16 protein-coding genes, 2 tRNA genes and 1 rRNA gene are annotated in these 21,539 nt (G+C 38.7%); 11 read left to right on the top strand and 8 right to left on the bottom strand.

The window, feature by feature from the left end; translation table 11 throughout:
• Positions 1 to 46: 46 nt before the first annotated feature.
• The 3 genes from MUB18_RS02485 to MUB18_RS02495 all read right to left on the bottom strand — a co-directional run bounded on the left by MUB18_RS02485 (position 47) and on the right by MUB18_RS02495 (position 1,867).
• A tRNA-Ala gene (locus MUB18_RS02485) sits at positions 47 to 120 on the bottom strand.
• A gap of 10 nt (positions 121 to 130) precedes the next feature.
• Positions 131 to 207 (bottom strand) — tRNA-Ile (locus tag MUB18_RS02490).
• A gap of 130 nt (positions 208 to 337) precedes the next feature.
• Positions 338 to 1,867: ribosomal RNA gene (locus MUB18_RS02495) — 16S ribosomal RNA — on the bottom strand.
• A gap of 1,293 nt (positions 1,868 to 3,160) precedes the next feature.
• Here MUB18_RS02495 and MUB18_RS02500 point away from each other — a divergent pair.
• From MUB18_RS02500 to MUB18_RS02510, 3 genes are read left to right on the top strand one after another with little or no spacing between them, the layout of a single operon-like run.
• Positions 3,161 to 4,339 (top strand): glycosyltransferase family 4 protein, encoded by a 1,179-nt coding sequence (locus MUB18_RS02500; RefSeq protein WP_248754875.1) that lies wholly within the window; start codon positions 3,161 to 3,163, stop codon positions 4,337 to 4,339.
• Entirely contained in the window at positions 4,336 to 5,319 is a 984-nt protein-coding gene (locus tag MUB18_RS02505; RefSeq protein ID WP_248754876.1) for a lysylphosphatidylglycerol synthase transmembrane domain-containing protein, read from the top strand. Before MUB18_RS02500 ends, MUB18_RS02505 begins: the two co-directional genes overlap by 4 nt.
• A 1-nt stretch (position 5,320) precedes the next feature.
• The gene (locus tag MUB18_RS02510) at positions 5,321 to 6,487 is read left to right on the top strand and encodes a glycosyltransferase family 4 protein (protein ID WP_248754877.1); all 1,167 of its coding nucleotides are present in this window, start codon (positions 5,321 to 5,323) and stop codon (positions 6,485 to 6,487) included.
• A gap of 79 nt (positions 6,488 to 6,566) precedes the next feature.
• Here the strand turns inward: MUB18_RS02510 and MUB18_RS02515 are convergent, their stop codons facing one another.
• Complete coding sequence (locus MUB18_RS02515; RefSeq protein WP_248754878.1) at positions 6,567 to 7,730, bottom strand: acyl-CoA dehydrogenase family protein; 1,164 nt, start codon at positions 7,728 to 7,730, stop codon at positions 6,567 to 6,569.
• 87 nt (positions 7,731 to 7,817) lie between these two features.
• On the opposite strand from MUB18_RS02515, the gene MUB18_RS02520 reads away from it, so the two are divergent.
• The 3 genes from MUB18_RS02520 to MUB18_RS02530 all read left to right on the top strand — a co-directional run bounded on the left by MUB18_RS02520 (position 7,818) and on the right by MUB18_RS02530 (position 10,993).
• Positions 7,818 to 9,347 (top strand): aldehyde dehydrogenase family protein, encoded by a 1,530-nt coding sequence (locus MUB18_RS02520; RefSeq protein ID WP_248754879.1) that lies wholly within the window; start codon positions 7,818 to 7,820, stop codon positions 9,345 to 9,347.
• A 25-nt stretch (positions 9,348 to 9,372) separates the two neighbouring features.
• On the top strand, positions 9,373 to 10,659 hold the full coding sequence (lat, locus tag MUB18_RS02525; RefSeq protein WP_248754880.1) for an L-lysine 6-transaminase: 1,287 nt from the start codon (positions 9,373 to 9,375) through the stop codon (positions 10,657 to 10,659).
• A gap of 73 nt (positions 10,660 to 10,732) precedes the next feature.
• The gene (locus tag MUB18_RS02530; RefSeq protein WP_108159091.1) at positions 10,733 to 10,993 is read left to right on the top strand and encodes a hypothetical protein; all 261 of its coding nucleotides are present in this window, start codon (positions 10,733 to 10,735) and stop codon (positions 10,991 to 10,993) included.
• A 20-nt stretch (positions 10,994 to 11,013) separates the two neighbouring features.
• Here the strand turns inward: MUB18_RS02530 and MUB18_RS02535 are convergent, their stop codons facing one another.
• The 3 genes from MUB18_RS02535 to MUB18_RS02545 all read right to left on the bottom strand — a co-directional run bounded on the left by MUB18_RS02535 (position 11,014) and on the right by MUB18_RS02545 (position 15,653).
• Positions 11,014 to 12,003: a hypothetical protein gene (locus tag MUB18_RS02535; protein ID WP_248754881.1), complete on the bottom strand. Its 990-nt coding sequence runs from the start codon at positions 12,001 to 12,003 to the stop codon at positions 11,014 to 11,016.
• Positions 12,004 to 12,093: 90 nt separating this feature from the next.
• Complete coding sequence (locus MUB18_RS02540; protein ID WP_248754882.1) at positions 12,094 to 14,205, bottom strand: type IA DNA topoisomerase; 2,112 nt, start codon at positions 14,203 to 14,205, stop codon at positions 12,094 to 12,096.
• Positions 14,206 to 14,288: 83 nt separating this feature from the next.
• Complete coding sequence (locus MUB18_RS02545) at positions 14,289 to 15,653, bottom strand: deoxyguanosinetriphosphate triphosphohydrolase (RefSeq protein WP_045754927.1); 1,365 nt, start codon at positions 15,651 to 15,653, stop codon at positions 14,289 to 14,291.
• Between the two features lie 135 nt (positions 15,654 to 15,788).
• Between MUB18_RS02545 and MUB18_RS02550 the strand changes: the two genes are divergently transcribed.
• Entirely contained in the window at positions 15,789 to 16,847 is a 1,059-nt protein-coding gene (locus MUB18_RS02550; protein ID WP_248754883.1) for an aldose epimerase family protein, read from the top strand.
• 63 nt (positions 16,848 to 16,910) lie between these two features.
• Here MUB18_RS02550 and argH read toward each other — a convergent pair whose 3' ends face one another.
• A complete protein-coding gene (argH, locus tag MUB18_RS02555) occupies positions 16,911 to 18,245 on the bottom strand; it encodes an argininosuccinate lyase (RefSeq protein ID WP_248754884.1) in 1,335 nt (444 codons plus the stop codon).
• A gap of 510 nt (positions 18,246 to 18,755) precedes the next feature.
• Here argH and rbfA point away from each other — a divergent pair.
• From rbfA to MUB18_RS02575, 4 genes are read left to right on the top strand one after another with little or no spacing between them, the layout of a single operon-like run.
• Positions 18,756 to 19,127, top strand: coding sequence for a 30S ribosome-binding factor RbfA (gene rbfA, locus MUB18_RS02560; protein WP_045754929.1), 372 nt, complete (start codon positions 18,756 to 18,758; stop codon positions 19,125 to 19,127).
• Positions 19,128 to 19,157: 30 nt separating this feature from the next.
• Positions 19,158 to 19,814 (top strand): leucyl/phenylalanyl-tRNA--protein transferase, encoded by a 657-nt coding sequence (aat, locus tag MUB18_RS02565; protein WP_248754885.1) that lies wholly within the window; start codon positions 19,158 to 19,160, stop codon positions 19,812 to 19,814.
• A complete protein-coding gene (locus MUB18_RS02570) occupies positions 19,798 to 20,889 on the top strand; it encodes an aminotransferase class V-fold PLP-dependent enzyme (RefSeq protein WP_248754886.1) in 1,092 nt (363 codons plus the stop codon). The genes aat and MUB18_RS02570 overlap by 17 nt, the downstream gene beginning before the upstream one ends.
• Before the next feature lies 1 nt (position 20,890).
• A complete protein-coding gene (locus MUB18_RS02575) occupies positions 20,891 to 21,538 on the top strand; it encodes a hypothetical protein (protein ID WP_248754887.1) in 648 nt (215 codons plus the stop codon).
• The last annotated feature ends 1 nt before the right edge of the window (position 21,539 follow it).

The following is a 21,539-nucleotide window of genomic DNA, read 5'->3' on the forward strand; positions in this document are numbered from 1 at the left end:
TTTCCGCTTTATCTGCCGTAAATATCTTATACGGCGCGGATACCTGTGGAGAATATCGGAGTCGAACCGATGACCCCCTGCGTGCAAGGCAGGTGCTCTAGCCAGCTGAGCTAATTCCCCGTGTTGTTAATGGTAGTCCCGAGCAGATTTGAACTGCTGACCCCTACATTATCAGTGTAGTGCTCTAACCAACTGAGCTACGGGACTAGCTTATCTTTCTATCTCTCTGGACCATCCAATCAGGGATGGGCACATTTCTTCAAATGTTTTTGTTTCTTATTTGTTTCTTATATAAATCATGTGTGTACGTAACGAGCTTCAATCCTGAATGCTCTAGAAAGGAGGTATTCCAGCCGCACCTTCCGGTACGGCTACCTTGTTACGACTTAGCCCCAATTATCGGTTTTACCCTAACACGCTCCTTGCGGTTACATGCTTTAGGTACCCCCAACTTTCATGGCTTGACGGGCGGTGTGTACAAGGCCCGGGAACGTATTCACCGCGTCATTGCTGATACGCGATTACTAGCGAATCCAACTTCATGAGGTCGAGTTGCAGACCTCAATCCGAACTGTGAATGGCTTTTAGAGATTAGCACCATATTGCTATGTAGCTGCCCGCTGTACCATCCATTGTAGCACGTGTGTAGCCCCGGACGTAAGGGCCATGATGACTTGACGTCGTCCCCACCTTCCTCACAGCTTACGCTGGCAGTCTGTTTAGAGTCCCCACCTTAATGTGCTGGCAACTAAACATAGGGGTTGCGCTCGTTGCGGGACTTAACCCAACACCTCACGGCACGAGCTGACGACAGCCATGCAGCACCTAGTTTCGTGTCCCGAAGGACTGATCCGTCTCTGGATCATTCACTAACTTTCAAGCCCGGGTAAGGTTCCTCGCGTATCATCGAATTAAACCACATGCTCCTCCGCTTGTGCGGGCCCCCGTCAATTCCTTTGAGTTTCAATCTTGCGACCGTACTCCCCAGGTGGATAACTTAACGCTTTCGCTTGGACGCTTACTGTGTATCGCAAACATCGAGTTATCATCGTTTAGGGCGTGGACTACCAGGGTATCTAATCCTGTTTGATCCCCACGCTTTCGTGCATCAGCGTCAATACTAACTTAGTGAGCTGCCTTCGCAATCGGAGTTCTAAGACATATCTATGCATTTCACCGCTACTTGTCTTATTCCGCCCACTTCAAATAGATTCAAGTCCTACAGTATCAAAGGCACTGCGACAGTTAAGCTGCCGTCTTTCACCACTGACTTATAGGACCGCCTACGCACCCTTTAAACCCAATAAATCCGGATAACGCTTGGATCCTCCGTATTACCGCGGCTGCTGGCACGGAGTTAGCCGATCCTTATTCTTCAGGTACATTCAGCTTCCCACACGTGGAAAGGTTTATTCCCTGACAAAAGCAGTTTACAACCCATAGGGCAGTCATCCTGCACGCGGCATGGCTGGTTCAGAGTTCCCTCCATTGACCAATATTCCTTACTGCTGCCTCCCGTAGGAGTCTGGTCCGTGTCTCAGTACCAGTGTGGGGGATTCTCCTCTCAGAGCCCCTAGACATCGTAGCCTTGGTGGGCCGTTACCCCTCCAACTAGCTAATGTCACGCGAGCCCATCCATATCCTATAAATATTTGATCATAATCCGATGCCGGTAAATGATGTTATGCGGTGTTAATCTCTCTTTCGAGAGGCTATCCCCCTGATATGGGTAGGTTGCTCACGCGTTACGCACCCGTGCGCCACTCTCATGAAATCAAAGCAAGCTTTAATTTCAATCCCGTCCGACTTGCATGTATTAGGCCTGCCGCTAGCGTTCATCCTGAGCCAGGATCAAACTCTCCATTGTAAAATGAAGTGTAAGATCAAGACTATTTATAATAAATAGAATTGTCTTGTATTTTATTTCTAATTCTAAAATTGAACAGGTTGATTTTTTTTAACTTTCGTTGTTTCTCAACACTACTCGTTACGTTACATGATTATATTTTTAAAGAACTTTCTTCGCTCCCGCATCTCGCTTCGGCTCTATATGATGTCGGCATTGCGCCGGTATCGATCTTGTTTTGTTTCCCTTCGTTTCCGTTGGGACTGCAAAGGTAGAAATCTTTTTGGTATCTCCAAAATAAATGTGAAAATTTATTTTTTTATTTTCCTTTCGTTTCTGCGTTTAAACTAAATTAAACCCTTCTTTTTTCAGTGCTTCCCCTCTCGGATCAGCCGTTCCTCCCTTGCGGAGTGGTGCAAAGATAGGAACTTTTATCCTTCAATTCCTAATGTTTTCAGGAAATAGTTTGCCGCGATACGGTAAAGGGCTAGAAATGTGACCGATAATTTATCTGGATGCCGCCTGATGATCATGCTGGGTCGGATATGGATTAACTTTTGCTATGGATCACATTGTTAATTGGTATGGGGCCATCTGTGTGCGGACACGCCCGTCACCTGTCCATATAGGGGTTCTTCACACAAATACTGCGTTACTTGGTTACTATGTCACTTGATCACTCCGTCACTTGGTTGCTCGATCACTGCGTTACTATGTCACTCCGTTGATATGTTACTTAATTAATGTGTCACTTCGTTACTGGTTTAGCTTAGTCACTACATCACCCGATCCCTCCATTACTTTACAATATATACCAGATCTTAAAGACAAATTCTGACCAACTACTTACCAAATTCACTATTAAACGGGGAATACACCAGACATTACTTAGGGTTTATAGGGGGTTAGTAGGGGTCTACCCCTACTAACCCCCTATAAACCCCCTGTTATCCCCCTACTATACCGGTATTAAATACGAAGTTGGTCAGAATTTGGTATGCTTTTATACTGGAACACGACATAGGTACATTGATTCTTATATAACTTTTCATTGAAATATGATCGATATAAAATACATACTGTTAAACAACTCACACCTGGTTCTACAGGAATGACGTCACGGTGAATACAGCAAGATGCATCATCATATTGCTATTAAATGAAAATAAGGATGGAAAAAGATGAAATCGGTATGCAAATCAACATTCAACTCATCTTGTGATAATACCGGGATAATATAAAAACCATCATTTGTTCATCTAGGCTTATTCATAAGGAAACATAGAGCTCTTTACTTTGAATAAAAAATTCACCATGATAAGAGTTGCTTTTTTTGCCGAAATCATGATTCCAGATTTTGATGGAGCTGCACGTACAATTTTTCAGCTTGTCGACCGCATCGATAAAAATAGATTTGAGTTTTTGTTTATTTATGGCACAGGACCAGATCAAATACAAGATTTTGAATGTATGAAAATACCGTCTTTAAGTATTCCCATACAGCAAAACTATACTATGGCTATTCCAGCCTTGGTAGACCAACGTATTCGGAAAAGACTACAAGATTTCAATCCTGACATTATTCATATCGCCACACCTTCACTTTTAGGATTTTATGCACAGCGCTATGCTCTAAAAAACCAAAAACCGGTGATCAGTATTTACCACACACACTTCGTAAGCTATATTGATTATTATCTTAAACATTTTTCTTTCTTAGTCGGCCCAACAAAGAAAAGGATTATTCAAACACAGAATAAATTCTATAATAACTGTGACAAGGTCTATGTACCTACAACTAGTATTGTATCTGAACTCACAAAAATGGGTATCAACCCGACCTTGATGCAGATCTGGAAACGAGGAATTGACAACACCTTGTTTTCACCTAACAAAAAGGATGAAAATTGGATGGCAGAAATAACGGGGAACAATCATCCAACAATACTATTTGCCAGTCGTCTTGTCTGGGAAAAGAACTTAAAAACACTGATCGACATCTACAGTTTATTAAAGCAACAATCTATTCCCTTAAATTTTATTGTTGCAGGTGATGGTTCGGCGATGGATGCATGTCGTCAAAATATGCCCGATGCACTTTTTTTAGGTAAACTGAATCATAATGATCTCGCTAAGTTATATGCTTCCTCAACTTTGTTTGTTTTTCCTTCCCATTCGGAAACTTACGGGAATGTTGTGATTGAAGCTATGGCATCGGCTCTTCCTTGTGTTATTGCAGATGGCGGTGGTTCTGCAGATCTCGTAACAGAAGGTGTTAACGGTTTTAAGTGTAAACCTAAAGATGCCGCGATGTTTGTCGAACGCATAATACAATTATTAAGAGATAAACAACTTAGAAATGACATTGGAAATGCTGGATTGCAATTTAGTAAATCAATGGATTGGAATTCATTAGCAGCTGTATATTTTGAGGAACTCGAACAAATGAGTATGGATGCGGCAGATTCCATGATTAAATTTCAGGCAGGTTGATACGGATAAAAATTTTAAAATCAATACTTGTTCTGCTCCTTATTATTTCTTTATCTGTTTTCATCAGCCATATCGATCTGGGAGCAGTATTAAAAGAAGTTGCTCATATGGGTTGGAACCTGGTTTGGATTATCGTTATTACTGGTCTGGCTTATCTTTTTGGAACTGCTGGATGGCAAAACTGCTTTATTGAAAAACCAAAAAGATTATCTTTATGGCAGCTATTTTGTATTCGGCACATTGGTGAAACGATAGGCTTATTCAACCCAACCAGTATAATAGGTGGTGATTATATTAAAACCGTTCTCCTAAAACCTACGGGTACCTCTCCACAAGAGATTGTCAATTCTGTGCTCATATCCCGCTTTTTAGCCATTATAACACAATTTTCATTATTTGGTATTACCGGTTTTTGGTTCTTAACAAGCTCTTTTAATAAAAATATACCTGACCAAACGCTTACAATCTTATGGATATTGGTCATCACCCTCTTTTCAATTCCTCTGATTATCTTTTTTCTACTCAAAAGGTCTAAAAAACTACAGGTTGCATCGGCATTATCATGCAAATTTTTCAGAAGGCTCAGTATACGCCTTCAGCTCGTGCTCAATGCAGTTTTGGTATTTCATCAAAGTCAACCGTATAAATGTTATCGGGCTTATCTTTATTTTTTTCTGCACTGGGTTGTTGGAGCTTTTGAGCTTTTCCTTATTCTATATTTTTCTGGCATTACGATTCCGATTGTACTGAGTCAATTTATGGACATGGGTATTGTGATTATCAAAAGTTTTGGTGCTTTTATTCCAGCTCAGATCGGTATTGAGGAATTTGGCAATAGGTTACTATTGACTAGTGCTGGTATTTATACGATTCAAGTATGGTTGATCATCGCTTTAATCAGGCGTTCACGACAAGTTTTTTGGATCATTTTTGGTTTTTTTGCTTATCTCGGACTTAAAAAAAGGTTGTCGACATCCTAAAATGGAAATTCTCTTCATCAGTCACAAGTTTCCTCCAGCTATCGGAGGTATGGAAAAACAGAGCTTTGAGCTCATTAATGGGATGAGCTCTCTCACTCCAGTTCATCAAATCGTTTATCAAGGGAATGAATCTATTCTGCGATTCTTTTTTCTACTGAATAAACGAATTTTAGCAGTCTTGGATAGACATCCGAACGTCCGACTTATACACTTTAATGATGGCTTAGTTGCGAGCTTGTCTTTACGGCACCGAGGGTATGATCACTTAAAAAAAGTCGTGACGATTCATGGTCTTGATGTAGTGTTTCCTTTGAGGCATTTCCAGAAGAAAATTATTTCTCAGTTCAATCGTTTTGATAAAATTATTGCTGTCAGTCAAGCGACAAAACAAGCTGCTATTGATCGGGGAATTGACCCAAACAAAATTGATGTTATTGCAAATGGTGTGGACCATCATCTCGTTATGGATCCTCACGTTGCGATTGATGTTATTTTAAAGAAATATAAGATTGACAAGGATGCTAATAAATTGATCATTGCACTTGGAAGACCTGTAAAACGGAAAGGCATTTCTTGGTTTATAAAACATGTTCTTCCACAATTACCTGCCGGCTATAAACTTATTTTAATCGGTCCTTTTACTATGACCGCAACTTGGAAAGAGAAATTACTCTATGCCTTGCCACAGCCTGTGCGACATCTTGTATTTTTATTCCTGGGATTTCCGTCAGACCAGAAGGTCATACGTCAATATTTAAGAAATCCTGATTATGAAGATCGATTACAGCACATCGGAAAAATTCCCCTTGTAGATGTACAGTCTTTGCTTTGTCATTCTGGACTTTTTATCATGCCTAATATCAAAGTTGATGGCGATATGGAAGGTTTTGGTTTAGTATGTCTGGAGGCAAGTATCTGCGGGGCGACCGTATTTGCTTCGGATCTTGAAGGTATCTCTGATGCTATTGTTCATCAGAAAAATGGATTTCTAATTCCTACAGAGAAGGCTGACCGCTGGATTTCGGAAATCAAAGATGCCCTTGATGATCCTTTGCTTCTACAGAATAGAAGCAAAGAATTTCAAGCGTATTCATCACAGCATTATAGCTGGGAGAAAATGTCTAAAGCTTATTTCTCTTTGTTTCAAGATATCATTCAATGTGGATAGATCATCTATTATGAGGTGACATCTTATCATCGCTCATTAGGCGTGGTATTACAATCTTAATCCTATTATTAAATCCAACTTAAAAAGCACTTAATCCCGTGATATCATTGCCTGTGATCAATAGGTGGATATCGTGTGTTCCTTCATAAGTAATGACAGATTCTAAATTCATCATGTGCCGCATCATCGGAAAATCACCGACAATCCCCATCGCTCCTAGTATCTGTCTTGATTCTCTAGCGATTTCTAATGCCATATGTACATTATTCCGTTTTGCCATCGAGATCTGTGCCGGCGTAGCTTTTCCTTCATTTTTCAGTACGCCCAAGCGCCATGCTAATAATTGGGCTTTTGTTATTTCTGTCAGAAATTCTGCCAGTTTTTTTTGTTGCAATTGATAAGAGGCTATTGGCTTGCCAAACTGTTCTCTTTCCAAAGCATATTTTACTGCTGTTTGATAACAATCAATTGCCGCTCCAATGACTCCCCATGAAATGCCGTACCGTGCCGAGTTTAAACAAGAAAATGGACCACGGAGTGAATTTACTTCAGGTAAAATATTTTCTGAAGGTATTTCTACGTTTTGAAAAATCAACTCGCCTGTCTTCGATGCACGTAGCGACCATTTATTAGCTGTTTCAGGAGTCGTGAATCCTTCCATATTGCGCTCGACGATACATCCTCTTATTTTATCCTGTTCGTCTCTTGCCCATACGATCGCGATATCACATATTGGGGCATTTGTAATCCACATCTTGGCGCCATTGAGGATATATTTTCCATCCTTTTTGAGCAATCGCGTTTCCATCGCTGCAGGGTCTGATCCGTGATTGGGCTCAGTCAAGCCGAAGCTACCGATGTAGGTTCCGCTGGCTAGTTTTGGGAGATACTTTTGCTTTTGTGCTTCACTTCCAAATGTAAAGATAGGATACATGACTAATGATGATTGTACAGATGCTGCCGATCGGATGGCTGAATCACCTGCCTCCAATTCCTGCATGATGATCCCATAAGCTATCTGATCTAAACCTGCTCCACCGTATTGTTCTGGAATATATGGCCCTAATGCTCCAATGGCTCCAAGTTTCAACATCAAATTGGGAATATCATGATGGTGTTGAGCCGCATCGTTTATGACTGGTTTTATTTCCGTGCTGACGAAATCGCGAATGGACTGGCGAATGAGCTTGTTTTCGTCTGATAAGAGCTCATCTATATTGAAATAATCGCATGTTAAGTTCATACTAATCATAATTTAATATCTAAATATAGCCAATATTTCGAATATAATTCACTATATTTAAAATATTAACGAACAATATAAACCAATATGATAATACAAGAATTAAAAGAATTGGGCATCCTATCGACCAATTTGGGTTCGTCTACAGGACAAAATTGGTTTGCAACTGGAGAAGATATCACTTCCAACTCGCCTGTCGATGCGCAAGCAATTGCTACAGTGACTTGTTCTTCCCATGATGATTATAATCAAATATGTGCACAGGCACAGCAAGCATATGCAACTTGGCGATTAGTGCCTGCTCCACAAAGAGGGGAAGTGATCCGGTTATTTGGCGAAAAATTGAGAGCGTTAAAGCCTGCTCTTGGTAAACTTGTTTCTTATGAAATGGGTAAATCGCTGCAAGAAGGTATGGGTGAGGTACAGGAAATGATTGACATCTGTGATTTTGCTGTTGGTTTATCACGTCAGCTCTACGGTTCAACGATTCATTCGGAGCGCCCCTCTCATCGGATGTATGATCAATACCATCCTTTAGGGATTGTGGGTATTATTTCTGCTTTCAACTTTCCTGTTGCTGTTTGGGCATGGAATACGGCTCTAGCCTTAATTTGTGGGGATGTTGTGATTTGGAAACCCAGTGAAAAAACACCTTTATGTGCAATCGCGTGCCAACGGATTCTAGCGGATGTGCTCAAACATAAAAATTTACCAGAAGGTATTTCGAATTTAGTAATTGGTGATAAGGTCGTCGGAGAATGGATGGTCAATGATCGCCATATCCCCTTAATATCGGCTACTGGCTCTACGCGAATGGGTAAAATAGTTGCTCAACAGGTTGCTGGAAGGTTAGGAAAAACTATTTTAGAACTCGGCGGCAACAATGCCATTATCATTACGCCTGATGCGGATCTGAATATGACCACTATTGGAGCTGTGTTTGGTGCTGTTGGTACAGCAGGCCAGCGCTGTACTTCTACCCGTAGACTCATTATTCATGAACATGTCTATGAACAGGTGAAAGATTCATTGGTTAAGGCCTACGCTCAACTTAAGATTGGGGATCCGCTACTTCCCGAAAATCATGTCGGTCCACTGATTGATAAGATGGCGGTTGAACATTATTTAAATGCACTTTCGGAAATCGAGAAACAGGGCGGTAAACTTATTGTTGCAGGCGGAGTGTTAACAGGCAAAGGTTTTGAAAGTGGCTGTTATGTTAAACCTGCTATTGCAGAGGTCGAAAATCATTATGAAATCGTCCAAAAAGAAACTTTTGCTCCTATTCTTTATTTAATCAAATATAAAGGGCATGTTTTGGATGCTATCGCCATTCAAAATGATGTCAAACAAGGGCTATCCTCAGCCATTATGACCAACAATCTGCGAGAAGCTGAGCTGTTTTTAAGTGCGCAGGGTTCGGATTGCGGTATTGCGAATGTCAATATCGGAACTTCTGGAGCTGAGATTGGTGGTGCTTTTGGTGGTGAAAAAGACACTGGAGGTGGACGGGAGTCGGGTTCAGATGCTTGGAAAGCATATATGCGCAGACAGACCAACACCATTAATTATAGCACGGAGCTCCCCTTAGCACAAGGGATTACGTTTAATCTTTAATATTGACTTTTTAATTGATAACAGTATGAGTACAGTTCACGAAATATTATCCAAACATTTACTAGCCGATGGCTTTCCAATTGTCATGGATATGGAAAAATCACACGGCTCTTATTTAGTTGATCAAAAAGGAGATGAATATCTCGACTTATTTAGCATGTTTGCTTCGGTCGCCATTGGTTATAACCATCCTCATCTCTTAGCACAAAAGGAATTTTTAGGTAAAATGGCGATTAATAAACCTGCATTATCCGATATCTATCCTAAAGAGTTCGCTGATTTTATGGAAGTCTTCGAACGTGTGGCTATGCCCAAAGAATTACAGTATTGCTTTTTTATTGCTGGAGGAACTTTGGCTGTAGAAAACACGTTAAAAGCTGCATTTGATTGGAAAACAAGATTAAATTTGGCGCAAGGTATCGAAAAGGAGGCTTCTCAGGTTATTCACTTTAAAGAAGCATTTCATGGCAGATCGGGTTATACCCTTTCGTTGACCAATACGAAAGACCCAAGAAAATACATGTATTTTCCAAAATTTAACTGGCCAAGAATTACCAATCCAAAATTGACCTTTCCGGTTACGGAAACAGTATTACAAGGAGTCATTGAAAAAGAAAAAATGGCCATTCGAGAAATCAGAAATGCACTTGCTCAACATCCGAATGATATCGCCTGTATCATTATCGAACCAATTCAAGCGGAAGGTGGTGATAATCATTTTAGAAAAGAATTTTTTCAGTCCTTACGCGATATTTGTGATGAGCATGATATTCTATTGATTTTTGATGAAGTCCAAACAGGGATTGGTTTGACCGGTTCGATGTGGGCCTATCAGCATATTGGAGTTGTTCCCGATTTAGTTGCATTTGGCAAGAAAACTCAGGTCTGTGGATTACTTGCTAACAAGGACAAGTTTGATCGAGTAGAAAAACATGTTTTTCAAGAATCTTCGCGCATCAATTCAACATTTGGAGGGGACTTTACGGATATGATGCGTTTTAAACTGATATTAGAAGTCATAGAGCAGGAAAACTTAATTGAACTTATCACGCAGAAGGGAGCCTATTTTATGCAACAGCTCGAAACATTAGCGATTCATCATCCGCAGATCAGTAATATTAGGGGACAAGGTTTATTTATTGCTTTCGATTTTGAAAATGAACAGGTAAGAGATCAATTTATTAAAGATGCATTTGCAGAAAAACTGATCTTATTGGGGTGTGGAAAGCTTTCTATTCGTTTTAGACCACATCTCAATATCCTTATGGAGGAAATTGATGCGGCCATTGCGATTATGAATCGCATCTTATAACAGGTTCTTCTGTATAAAGCTTCGCCATATTCAATGAATCTCTTTACATTTGCGTTTATTATCAATATAACATATGGATGCAGGTAGATTAGCTTTGGTTCAATTGGTGACTATTATTCATTTTGCTTTAATGGCCATTGCATTATTCCGATTATTTAGACTCAAGGATGTAACTGGAGGATTTGTTATCTTATCTATATTGGGATTATGTGTTCCCATACTTGGCCCTTTTGGCCTGATCTTAATGGTCAATAAGAAGAAAAAAGAAGCAGATCTGGAAGAAGCTAAAAAAAGAAGCTTTCCAGTACAAAAAAAGAAAAAAGCCCGTAAATAATCTTTAAGGGCTTTTTCTTTTTATCCTAATGGGAGTTCAATTGCTTCACGTGGAACGAAATTTCGATTTTCATCCGTAATAAAACTCATGGGTTCATCTGGGTTCTTAATGATTTCAAATAAAAGAAATCCCCAGGGTTTCCAAAAATTTTCTAATACTTGTCCATAGACCTTTACCTGCCAATGATCAAAGATTGGTTTCATCGACATATCGGCCAAGGGCATCGGTTCGACATAAATCATCTTTGGTGTATTCAAATAGGTGTATTCGGGAAGGCGATTAAACAAATAAACAGAATAAAAATAGCGCGCTGCCAGTTCTTCAAATTGAATGGGATGCAATGTTTGATTATCGACCAATCTTAATACATCTTCGTGATAGATATTATTGGTCGCATTGTCTTGCAAACATGCCACAATTCCAAAATCCTTCATTCTCAACGAGAATATCAAGGTGTTGATTTCATCGCGATAATTGAAGGTCTCTGGGGGATTGTCCACTTGGCTGATGAAGATCGAAAATGGATATGTTCCTTCAAATTCCATGGGTTGCAATAGCGATTGCAACATGGCATGTAGGTTTTTGAATTTTTGAGCTAGAACTTGTGAAAAATTCATTTCCTCTCCCGTCAAGGTTTGTTGACGAATACCGGTTTGAATTTCATTGAAAACTACGCCGTACAATATTTTCGACATCCACTGAAATAAGGTGATTTGAGGTAATGCACGCACGGCATCGTAGCCTGCTGCAAAAGCACGTTCTACTTCAGATTCCATTTTTTCAATGGCTAATGCGGCATCTACTGAACAAGGAAGCTTTAAACTTTTATAAGTAACGATGGATTCGTCCAACATCTTAAAAGGTTTTTCCTCGAGATCAAAAGCACGCATCATCCATACGGGGAAAACCTGAATTTGTTCGTCTAAAGAGGAAAGCTCCTGCCCTGTCAAAAAACAGGTTTTATTATCAAACTTAAATGTTTTAAATGGATTGTATAGTGATGTTGACATATAGTGGACAAAGGTACAGGTTTTATAAAAAGTTAAGTCATCACAAAATAAAAATTCAAATTATGAAAAAATGATTTGATATAAATTGACCTACTGTACTCCTACTTTGAAATTTTCAAAGATTAAGGTTCCTTCAATAGTATTTCCTTCTTTGGTCTTAATCCCTTTTAAGGTTGATGTTCTCCCTTTTTCTAATAGATTTTTCATCTCCTTTTCTTCCAATAAAACACCATTTAACGTACGCCATATTTTAAAATCACAGCCTCTAGCATAATGGTCACATTGCGCAACTTTGTCAAATAATTGAATTTGTCCTGCTGCACATTTTGGACATTTTATCTTTCCTTTTTGCAGGGGCTTGATTTCTTCATGTGCGATAGAGATGCGCAGTTGGAGTAATTCTTTTGTGATGCGTTCGGTATAGTCTTTTATATGCTTCATAAAGACTTCGTATGAAACCTTATTAGCACGCATTTCTTCTAATTTCTGTTCCCATTTACCTGTTAAGGTTACTTTGGCAATGGAACGATCTTTGACCAAATTGTAAACGGTCAATCCCTTATCTGTGGGGATGAGTTTCTTTTTATCGCGTTTAATGTAGTCTCTTTGAAATAAGGTTTCGATTGTTGCTGCACGTGTAGCTGGTGTACCCAATCCACAATCTTTCATGGCTTGACGCATCTCATCGTCATCAATTTCTTTACCTGAAGTTTCCATTGCTTTTAGCAACGATGCTTCCGTATGTATGGGTTTTGCTTTGGTAAATCTTTCGGATAATTCCAGCGATAAGATTTCCAATAGCTCATTGGCTATCAATTTGGGCAATTGCGCGTTTTCATTATCTTGATCTTCGGTGTTTTTATCTTCGTCCGGCAATTCAACCTGATCTGCGGAGAGTCTCCATCCGTACTGCTTGATTACAGTTCCTTTTGCAATCAATTCGACCCCTGCTGCGTTGATCACAACTGTGGTAATATCTTTTAAGCATACATCAGAAAAACTTTCAACCATACGCTTAGCGATCATATTGTAGATATTCCGCTGTTCTTGTACTAAAGCCCCTGGTTTTTCGTCTGTTACCAAAAGGGCATGGTGATCGGTTACTTTCTTTTCATCTACGGATCTTTTATTCAACTTTGCTCCAATGAGATTTCGCGAAATCGTTGCGATACCCTCTTCCGCTGTATCGGCTAAATGCTGGAATAATTCTTCAATCTGTTCGAACACATCTTCTCCTATATAACGTGATCCAGTACGTGGATAAGTAATTACTTTTTTCTCATAAAGTGCCTGTGCTATATTCAAAGTTTGATCTGCAGAATATCCATACTTTTTATTGGCGTCCTGCTGTAAGGATGTTAAATCAAATAGTAACGGTGGTTGTTCTTTGGTTTCTTTTGCTTCAACTTTAGTTACTAAGGCTTCTGAGCCAACTGTAATTTTAGCAATCGATTCTTCTGCTAGCTCTTTTTTATCTATTTTTTCGGAAGTGGCTTTGAACTTGATATTCTCTTTTTCAAAGCCAGCTTGAATTTTATAAAATGTTTGAGGTTTAAAATCTTTATTTTCTAGATAGCGGGAACAGATCATGGCCAATGTCGGCGTCTGCACTCGACCTAGAGAAAGTAAGCCGCGATTTCCGGCAGCAAGCGTGATAGCCTGAGTGGCATTGATACCAATAAGCCAATCTGATTCTGAACGGGAACGCGCCGACATATACAAACTATCATATTCTGTTCCTTCCTTCAGATTTGCGAACCCTTCTTTAATTGCTTTGTCCGTCTGCGAGGAAATCCATAAGCGCTTAAAGGGAACTGTTGCTCCGAGGTAATAGTAAATATTCCGGAAAATCAATTCTCCTTCTCGTCCAGCATCGGTTGCTACGATCACTTCTTCTGCTTTATCTAACAAATATTTAATGGTATTCAGCTGTTTTAATGCACCGGCATCATCGATTTGCTTACCATCGCGTTTTAGCTTTTTAGATTCCAATTTAAATTCTGTTGGAATAATAGGCAAGTTAGCGATTGACCAATTATGAAATCCATAGGCTTGTGGTGTGCATAATTGCACCAGATGTCCAAAAGCATAGGTGAAAGCATAACCATTTCCTGAAATATAACCATCATTGGTTTCTTTTGCTCCCATAACTCGGGCCAAATCTCGTGCAACGGATGGTTTTTCGGCAATAACGACTTTCATATTTTATGTTTAGATAAAAAACAAGATTGCAAAAACAGATGTTTTTACAATCCTGCTATTTTTAATATTGTATTGTACTAAGCTTAGTCTATGGAAGGAATAATGATTCCTGTTATCTTACGATATAAATCTATCGCATAGACATCTGTCATTCCTGACACAAAATCCAAAACGGATCTAATTTTAGAATAAGAATCCTCTTGGTCTGTATAAAATTGATGAGGGATTAGTGCAACTAATTTTTCATCATAACTGTTTTTATTTTTTTTGAGATAAGCTGGAACAAATTCAGACAACAAAGCATTCATGACTTTATAACCTGCGACCTCAATCTGTACCACTGTAGGCGCATTGTAAATCTTCGCTACTGATATTTTATTAATCTTTTTAAGATGTGCTACAACTTCTGCATCTAACGCATCCATCAAGGCACTAGGAAAAGTTCCTTTTAATAATTGATCTTGCTCATTATAAAATACTTCAACACATGCTCTGGTTAAAGTATTGATTGCTTTTGCTCTCAAAAGCGCTACTCGGCTAGCGGTGTCGTAAAGCGAATCCAAACGAGCTCGTAGATCTTCTCCTCCACAAAGGGGGAGTAATAAATCTTCGACCTCGGGATATGATAATATTTTCAAATGATGTGCATCTTCCAGATCAATGATATTATAGCAAATATCATCTGCAGCCTCTACCAAATAGACTAAAGGATGGCGTAAGTAGCCTTTGGTATTGGTAGGATCTTCCAATAGTCCTAACTCAGCTGCTATTGTTTCAAATGTTTCCCGCTCGGATGCAAAGTAGCCATATTTTTTACGATGATGATTTTTTTTAATGTGTCCATCAATCGCGGCGCATGGATATTTCACAATAGATGCTAATGAGGTATATGTTAAAGCGAATCCTTTATCATCTTTGCCATTAAAAGGATGGGTCAATATCCGCAATGCATTGGCATTACCTTCGAAGTGTGTCAAATCTGCCCACTCTTCTTTGGTTACTTGCTCTTGGTACTTGCGACCGTCCCCCTCTGTAAAATAAGTTGAAATAGCCGCTTCTCCCGAGTGTCCAAATGCGGGGTTGCCCAAATCATGTGAGAGACATGCTGCAGAGACCATATTTCCGACTTCTTGAAGGTAGGGATAGTGTTCATCGATTTCAGGATCTGCATCTTTCATCTTGGTATAGAACAGACGCCCCAGAGATCGACCGACACTGGCTACTTCTAAACTATGGGTCAATCTATTGTGTACAAATACAGCGCCTGGTAAAGGAAAAACTTGTGTTTTATTCTGCAATCTTCTAAATGGTGAAGAAAAAATCAATCTATCGTAATCACGTTGAAATTCTGACCGTGCTATTAAATGACTATCGCTAACACGATGCTCATAACCCCAACGTTTTGCGGATAGTAATTGTTTCCAATTCATACTTGTATTTACAGACATATTGCAAATATACATTTTTTGATTTTCTAACTGCTGTGGGTTTTTGCAAATTGATTTTTTATAAATATCCAGAATCGTTTTTTAAAAAGTTAATAATCTTTATCTTTAACAAGGAATCAAAAAACAATCACCATCATGAGTCATTATCATTTGCCTTCAATCCATAATTTCACCAGTACTTTAAACGAAAAAAACACCCATCTCATTATTTTGAAAAATACAAGGGGCATGCAAGTTGCTTTGAGCGATTATGGTGCTCGAATTGTCAGTATTCTTGTTCCTGATAACACAGGCAAACTTAGAGATGTTGCTTTGGGATTTAGCAATATAGGACTTTATTATCGGGCTGACGAGCAATTTCACGGCGTGACAGCTGGTCGATTTGCGAATCGGATCGCTCATGGAAAGTTTGAATTAAATGGACAGGTTTATCATCTTCCTATAAATAATGGAATCAACTGTTTACATGGTGGTCCGAATGGATTTCACACCAAAATATGGGACCGTCGTGTGGGTTATGAATCTGAGGCCGAATTTTACCTGGTCTCGAAAGACGGTGAAGAGGGATTTCCTGGCAACCTGAACGTATCTGTCACGTATACCTTAACAAATGATAATGAAATCATCATAAAATACCGAGCGGATAGTGATCAGGATACGGTAATCAACCTCACGAATCATACTTATTTTAATTTAAATGGTGAAGGTTCGGGTGACATATTGAGTCATCAGTTAAAAATAGATGCTGATGCTTACCTTGCTGTCGATGAAAATCAAATTCCGATTGCGACTATTCCTGTAGAGGGAACACCATTCGATTTTAAAGAATTTAAATCAATAGCTCAGGATATCATTGCCGATGATGAACAACTGATTGGAGCGAAGGGTTATGACCATTGTTTTATCAACAATAACCCCATCTCTATGGCTTGTGCAACTGCCTATTCACCGAAATCGGGTATTCGTTTAGATGTTTTTACGACAGAACCGGGTGTACAGTTGTATACTGGAAATTGGATGACTGGAAATGATATTGGAAAATCGGGAACAGCTTATCTTCCTTATGCTGGTTTTTGTTTGGAAACACAGCATTTTCCGGATAGTCCAAATCAGCCTGAGTTCCCATCCACCTTGCTAAAAGCGGGATCAGAATTTACATCGGAGACACATTTCAAATTTTCTATCGAAAAATAGTATTAATTTGGTTAGAAAGTTAGATCACTTGTTTGCTTACTAACTTTCTAACCGATTAACTATCTACGATTTCACCAACTGGCTTAAAGCATTTTCTACTTTTTCAAATCCAAATGCAGATTTTACTTCTTCAAACATGCGCTGGATCTGGTCATTACCCAAGTTGCCGATACTTCCTTCGTGGGTATGGTTTACTTCTTTGGATGGTTGAAATTCGCCAGCGTCAATAGCAATTCCAATATTTTTATAGGCTTCACGGAAAGGGACACCTTTTAGCACTTCATTATTGACAACTTCTACGGAGAATAAATAATCGTATTTAGGGTCGTCTAAAACATCTTTTTTTACTGATATATGCTCGAGCATAAAAGTTGCTATTTCTAAGCAATCGTTTAATGACTTGAATGCTGGAAAAAGATTCTCTTTGAGCAGTTGCAAATCACGATGATACCCTGATGGAAGATTTGTTGTCATCAATGCAATTTCATTGGGCAATGCCTGAATTTTATTACAACGAGAACGGATCAATTCGAAAACATCAGGATTCTTTTTATGAGGCATAATACTTGATCCTGTTGTCAAATGTGCAGGAAATGAGATAAAACCAAAATTTTGATTGATATATAGCGTTACATCCATCGCAAACTTTGCCAATGTTGCCGCGATAGAACTCATCGCTTGTGCTAAAATACGTTCGGTCTTCCCTCTCCCCATTTGTGCATAAACGACATTGTAATTTAAGTCATCAAATCCTAAAAGGTTGGTAGTCATGGTCCGATTTAGTGGAAAAGAAGAACCATAGCCTGCTGCGGAACCTAATGGATTTTTATTGCACACCTTCCATGCTGCCTTCATCAATTCTAAATCATCTACTAAGCTTTCGGCATATGCTCCAAACCATAATCCAAATGAGGAAGGCATCGCAATCTGCAAATGGGTATATCCGGGAATAAGAACATCTTTATATTGCTCGCTTAGGGAGATCAATTGTTGAAAAAACACCTCTGTGTTGCCAACCATATTTTGAATTTCGGTTCTGAAATACAATTTTAAATCGACCAGTACTTGATCATTTCTAGAACGTCCTGAATGAATTTTCTTTCCTGCTTCTCCAATGCGTTGGGTCAACAGCATTTCTACTTGAGAATGGACATCTTCTACAGAATCTTCGATCTCAAATTTTCCAGCACTTATTTCTTGATAGATGTTTTTCAATTCTTTTTGTACAACAGCAAGATCTTCATCGGTCATCAGTGCGATACTATTTAACATACGAGTATGGGCCAAAGAACCTAAAACGTCTGCGGCTGCTAATTGTAAATCCATCACGCGATCATTACCTACAGTAAAAGATTCGACAAATGAATCAACATCTATATTTTTTTGCCAGATTTTCATTTTTTCAATACGCTATTTATGTGCATGACAAAAATACCATTTGAAAACAAATAAAACAATTGATCTTCAGATCATCGTATAGATGGCAATACTTGACGTCTATATTTGTGCATTCGATTTTCAGGATCAGTATATCAAAACGTGTAAATAAAAAATAATTTTATGTTAAATGTTTGTTAAAACTCAGCAAACAGCGATAGTGAGTAAGTAATTACTTTGTTTTTTGTTTATCCATTGTAGCAACAATTTAATTTTTATATGTTTGTATCATAAGGGAGAGTGAAAGATAAAAATATACGTTTTAAAGTTAGCAAACACTTACTTTTAAAACCGGACAAAAACCAAACTATGATAGACCATAAAAGTCTTTAAACTTTAAGAAATTTAACCTTAACTAATTATAAACCAAAATTATATAGGCATATCCATCCAAGGTATGCCTTTATTCTTTTTTATATTTATCTTTGTACCATAATAGTGTGAATTTTCACTAAACAAAAAACTAATACGATGGGAACAGAAAGTAAAAGACAACAACGTTTTGCTGGAGTATTGCAACAGGACTTGGCCGAATTACTCCAACGTGAAGGCAACAGTTGGGCTCCTGGTGCATTTATAACGGTAACACGTGTACGCGTAACACCAGACTTAGCTATAGCGCGAGTATATTTAAGTTTTTTCAATACCAAAACGGCTCCTGAAGATTTAAAAGCCATTCGCACTAAAACAACAGAGATTCGATACAAATTGGGTTCTAAAATTAAAAATCAGGTTCGTATCGTACCACAATTAGATTTCTTCTTGGATGACACCAATGAGTATGTAGAGCATATGGACAAAATATTTGATGAAATCAGCAAAGAAACAAGACAACCAGATTAAACAATCTGGTTTTTTTGTCTATTTTTAAAAATGGTTTTCAATTTAGATTTTGACAGTAGCCGTGTTAGCTTTCCTCATCCAGAACTAGCTGATGATGATGGATTGCTTGCGATTGGGGGAGACTTAAGTGTGGATCGCTTAATCTTGGCTTATGAAAATGGCATATTCCCTTGGTTTAGTGATGATAGTCCAATTATGTGGTATGCGCCACATGAACGATTTGTCATCTTCCCTGAAAACCTAAAGATCAGTAAGAGTATGCGTAAAACCTTGAGAAGTAATAAATTTAAGATTACTGTTGACCAAGCTTTTAAAGAGGTCATCGAGAATTGCGCTAAAATAAACCGCAAAGATCAAGATGGAACCTGGATCACAGCAGATATGATTCATGCCTATAGTGAACTGAATAAAGTCAATTATGCCCACTCTATAGAAGTCTGGTACAACAATGAATTAGTAGGTGGACTTTATGGCATCTATATCAATCAAGTTTTCTGTGGCGAAAGTATGTTTTCGACGGTATCTGATGCTTCAAAAGCAGCTCTTATTTATTTAATCACTCATTTTAAATTGAAATTTGTAGATTGTCAATTCCATACGCCGCATTTAGCTTCTATGGGAGGGACAAGCATTTCTCAACACGAATATTTGTCTATTTTAACCGAACAGCATGCAAGTAAATTATAAATCTTATTTTGATATTCCTGATGATGTGTGCTATTTAACAACACCAGGATCAGGTCTATTACCTACGGCATCCAAAAATTGGCGGAAAGAGCGAGATGCTGACTTTTTCGATACAACGACCGATTTACGTGAAAAACAGGGTGAATTTAATCAAGCTGTAAAAAAGAGCATTGGCGATTTTTTCACCATTGCGCCTGACCATGTTTATAACACGTCTAACTTCTCTACAGGTTTTAATGCTTTACTGGGAAGACTCCCGCAACAGGCAAAAGTGCTGCTACTGGAAGGTGATTATCCTTCGGTCAATTTCTCCGTCATCTTGAGAGGTTTTGAATATGTTACTGCTCAAATTGACGAACAATTGGAGGATAATATCATTGCAGCAATAAAAAAACATCAACCTAGCATATTTATCTTCAGCATCGTACAATATATTTCAGGTATTAAAATCAATCTTGAATTTATTAAACAGTTGAAAAGCCAATTTCCTGAATTGCTTATTATTGGTGATGGCACGCAATATTTTGGCACTGAAGTGTTTGACTTTTCCCAATCTGGATTTGATATAGTGGGGGCTAGTGGCTATAAATGGCTACTAGGGGGATATGGAAATGGTTTTATTCTTGCTAGTGACTACGCAAAACATATGCTTTTTCCGGAGCTATCAACAGAGAACATTCAAATCGACAGCATGTGGGTGGGTAAAAATATCGATCAGCTGTATTTTGAGCCTGGACATATCGATACACTTGCACAGGGAACCTTACAGAAGGGATTGCAATTTCTTACTGAACTAGGCCTGGAAAATACAACTGCTTATACGCATCGATTGGTACAGCTGGCGAAGGACGAATTGAGCAAAAGAGGGATACTGAGCCAAACTGTCATAAACAGAGCTGAGACGAGCACCATCTTTAATTTACAGATCGATCAGGGACATTTTAATATGTTAATGGAACATCAAATCAAATGTTTCCCACGAGGCAATGGCATTAGAATCGGTTTTCATCTCTACAATGATGAGTCTGATTTAGAAAAATTATTAAAAATTATTGACACTAAAATTTTAAAATAACATGGGTTTCAAAATAGGAGATTTAGTCCGGTTTGTAGATGAACCAATTGAAGGTCATATTACATCCTTTCAATCCAATGACCTGATTGGTGTAACAGATGATACGGGGTTTGAAATACCTGTACTGGCAAGTAAATTGACATTGGTACATGGCAACATGCGTCGTGATGATGACGAACTTGCTGAGCATGCAGAGGAAGTTCCCTCAAAATTTATTGAAAAGGGTATACTATTGGCTATCTCCGGTGATCACAAAGATGGTTTAGCGAAACTGCACATCATCAATGAAACATCTTACGAACTGTTGGTGAGTATTACCGATACGAATATCAATAAAGCTAAGGGCATATTTGCCGAGAAGGTTAGCAAACATGATTCTGTCCAATTTTATTCTGGAAATTTTGCTACTGTTGGTAAATGGCCTACATTTCGTTTTCAAATCATCAGGCACAGCAATACGTTACAATCCATACAGAATCCTATTGTGAAAGAACAACGTGTTCGCCCGGTTGATCTGACCAACCCCAAGGAGGTCAACAATATTCTGGGTGAAAAAGTATGGATCTACGAACTTGATAAAGAAGAGGAGGATCTAGGTCTAGATAAATTAAAATCTCATTTTATTTCGCATCGTCCGAATAAAAAATAAG

Origin of the sequence: Sphingobacterium sp. PCS056, from assembly GCF_023273895.1 — a bacterium.
Taxonomy (GTDB): domain Bacteria; phylum Bacteroidota; class Bacteroidia; order Sphingobacteriales; family Sphingobacteriaceae; genus Sphingobacterium.

Bases quoted from the DNA above. Each gene is read 5' to 3' on its own strand.
- MUB18_RS02500 (WP_248754875.1), top strand. From the start codon at position 3,161: ATGATAAGAGTTGCTTTTTTTGCCGAAATCATGATTCCAGATTTTGAT.
- MUB18_RS02520 (WP_248754879.1), top strand. From the start codon at position 7,818: ATGATAATACAAGAATTAAAAGAATTGGGCATCCTATCGACCAATTTG.
- MUB18_RS02530 (WP_108159091.1), top strand. From the start codon at position 10,733: ATGGATGCAGGTAGATTAGCTTTGGTTCAATTGGTGACTATTATTCAT.
- MUB18_RS02535 (WP_248754881.1), bottom strand. From the start codon at position 12,003: ATGTCAACATCACTATACAATCCATTTAAAACATTTAAGTTTGATAAT.
- aat (WP_248754885.1), top strand. From the start codon at position 19,158: ATGGTTTTCAATTTAGATTTTGACAGTAGCCGTGTTAGCTTTCCTCAT.
- MUB18_RS02550 (WP_248754883.1), top strand. From the start codon at position 15,789: ATGAGTCATTATCATTTGCCTTCAATCCATAATTTCACCAGTACTTTA.
- MUB18_RS02515 (WP_248754878.1), bottom strand. From the start codon at position 7,730: ATGAACTTAACATGCGATTATTTCAATATAGATGAGCTCTTATCAGAC.
- MUB18_RS02540 (WP_248754882.1), bottom strand. From the start codon at position 14,205: ATGAAAGTCGTTATTGCCGAAAAACCATCCGTTGCACGAGATTTGGCC.
- MUB18_RS02575 (WP_248754887.1), top strand. From the start codon at position 20,891: ATGGGTTTCAAAATAGGAGATTTAGTCCGGTTTGTAGATGAACCAATT.
- argH (WP_248754884.1), bottom strand. From the start codon at position 18,245: ATGAAAATCTGGCAAAAAAATATAGATGTTGATTCATTTGTCGAATCT.
- MUB18_RS02570 (WP_248754886.1), top strand. From the start codon at position 19,798: ATGCAAGTAAATTATAAATCTTATTTTGATATTCCTGATGATGTGTGC.
- rbfA (WP_045754929.1), top strand. From the start codon at position 18,756: ATGGGAACAGAAAGTAAAAGACAACAACGTTTTGCTGGAGTATTGCAA.
- MUB18_RS02545 (WP_045754927.1), bottom strand. From the start codon at position 15,653: ATGTCTGTAAATACAAGTATGAATTGGAAACAATTACTATCCGCAAAA.
- lat (WP_248754880.1), top strand. From the start codon at position 9,373: ATGAGTACAGTTCACGAAATATTATCCAAACATTTACTAGCCGATGGC.
- MUB18_RS02510 (WP_248754877.1), top strand. From the start codon at position 5,321: ATGGAAATTCTCTTCATCAGTCACAAGTTTCCTCCAGCTATCGGAGGT.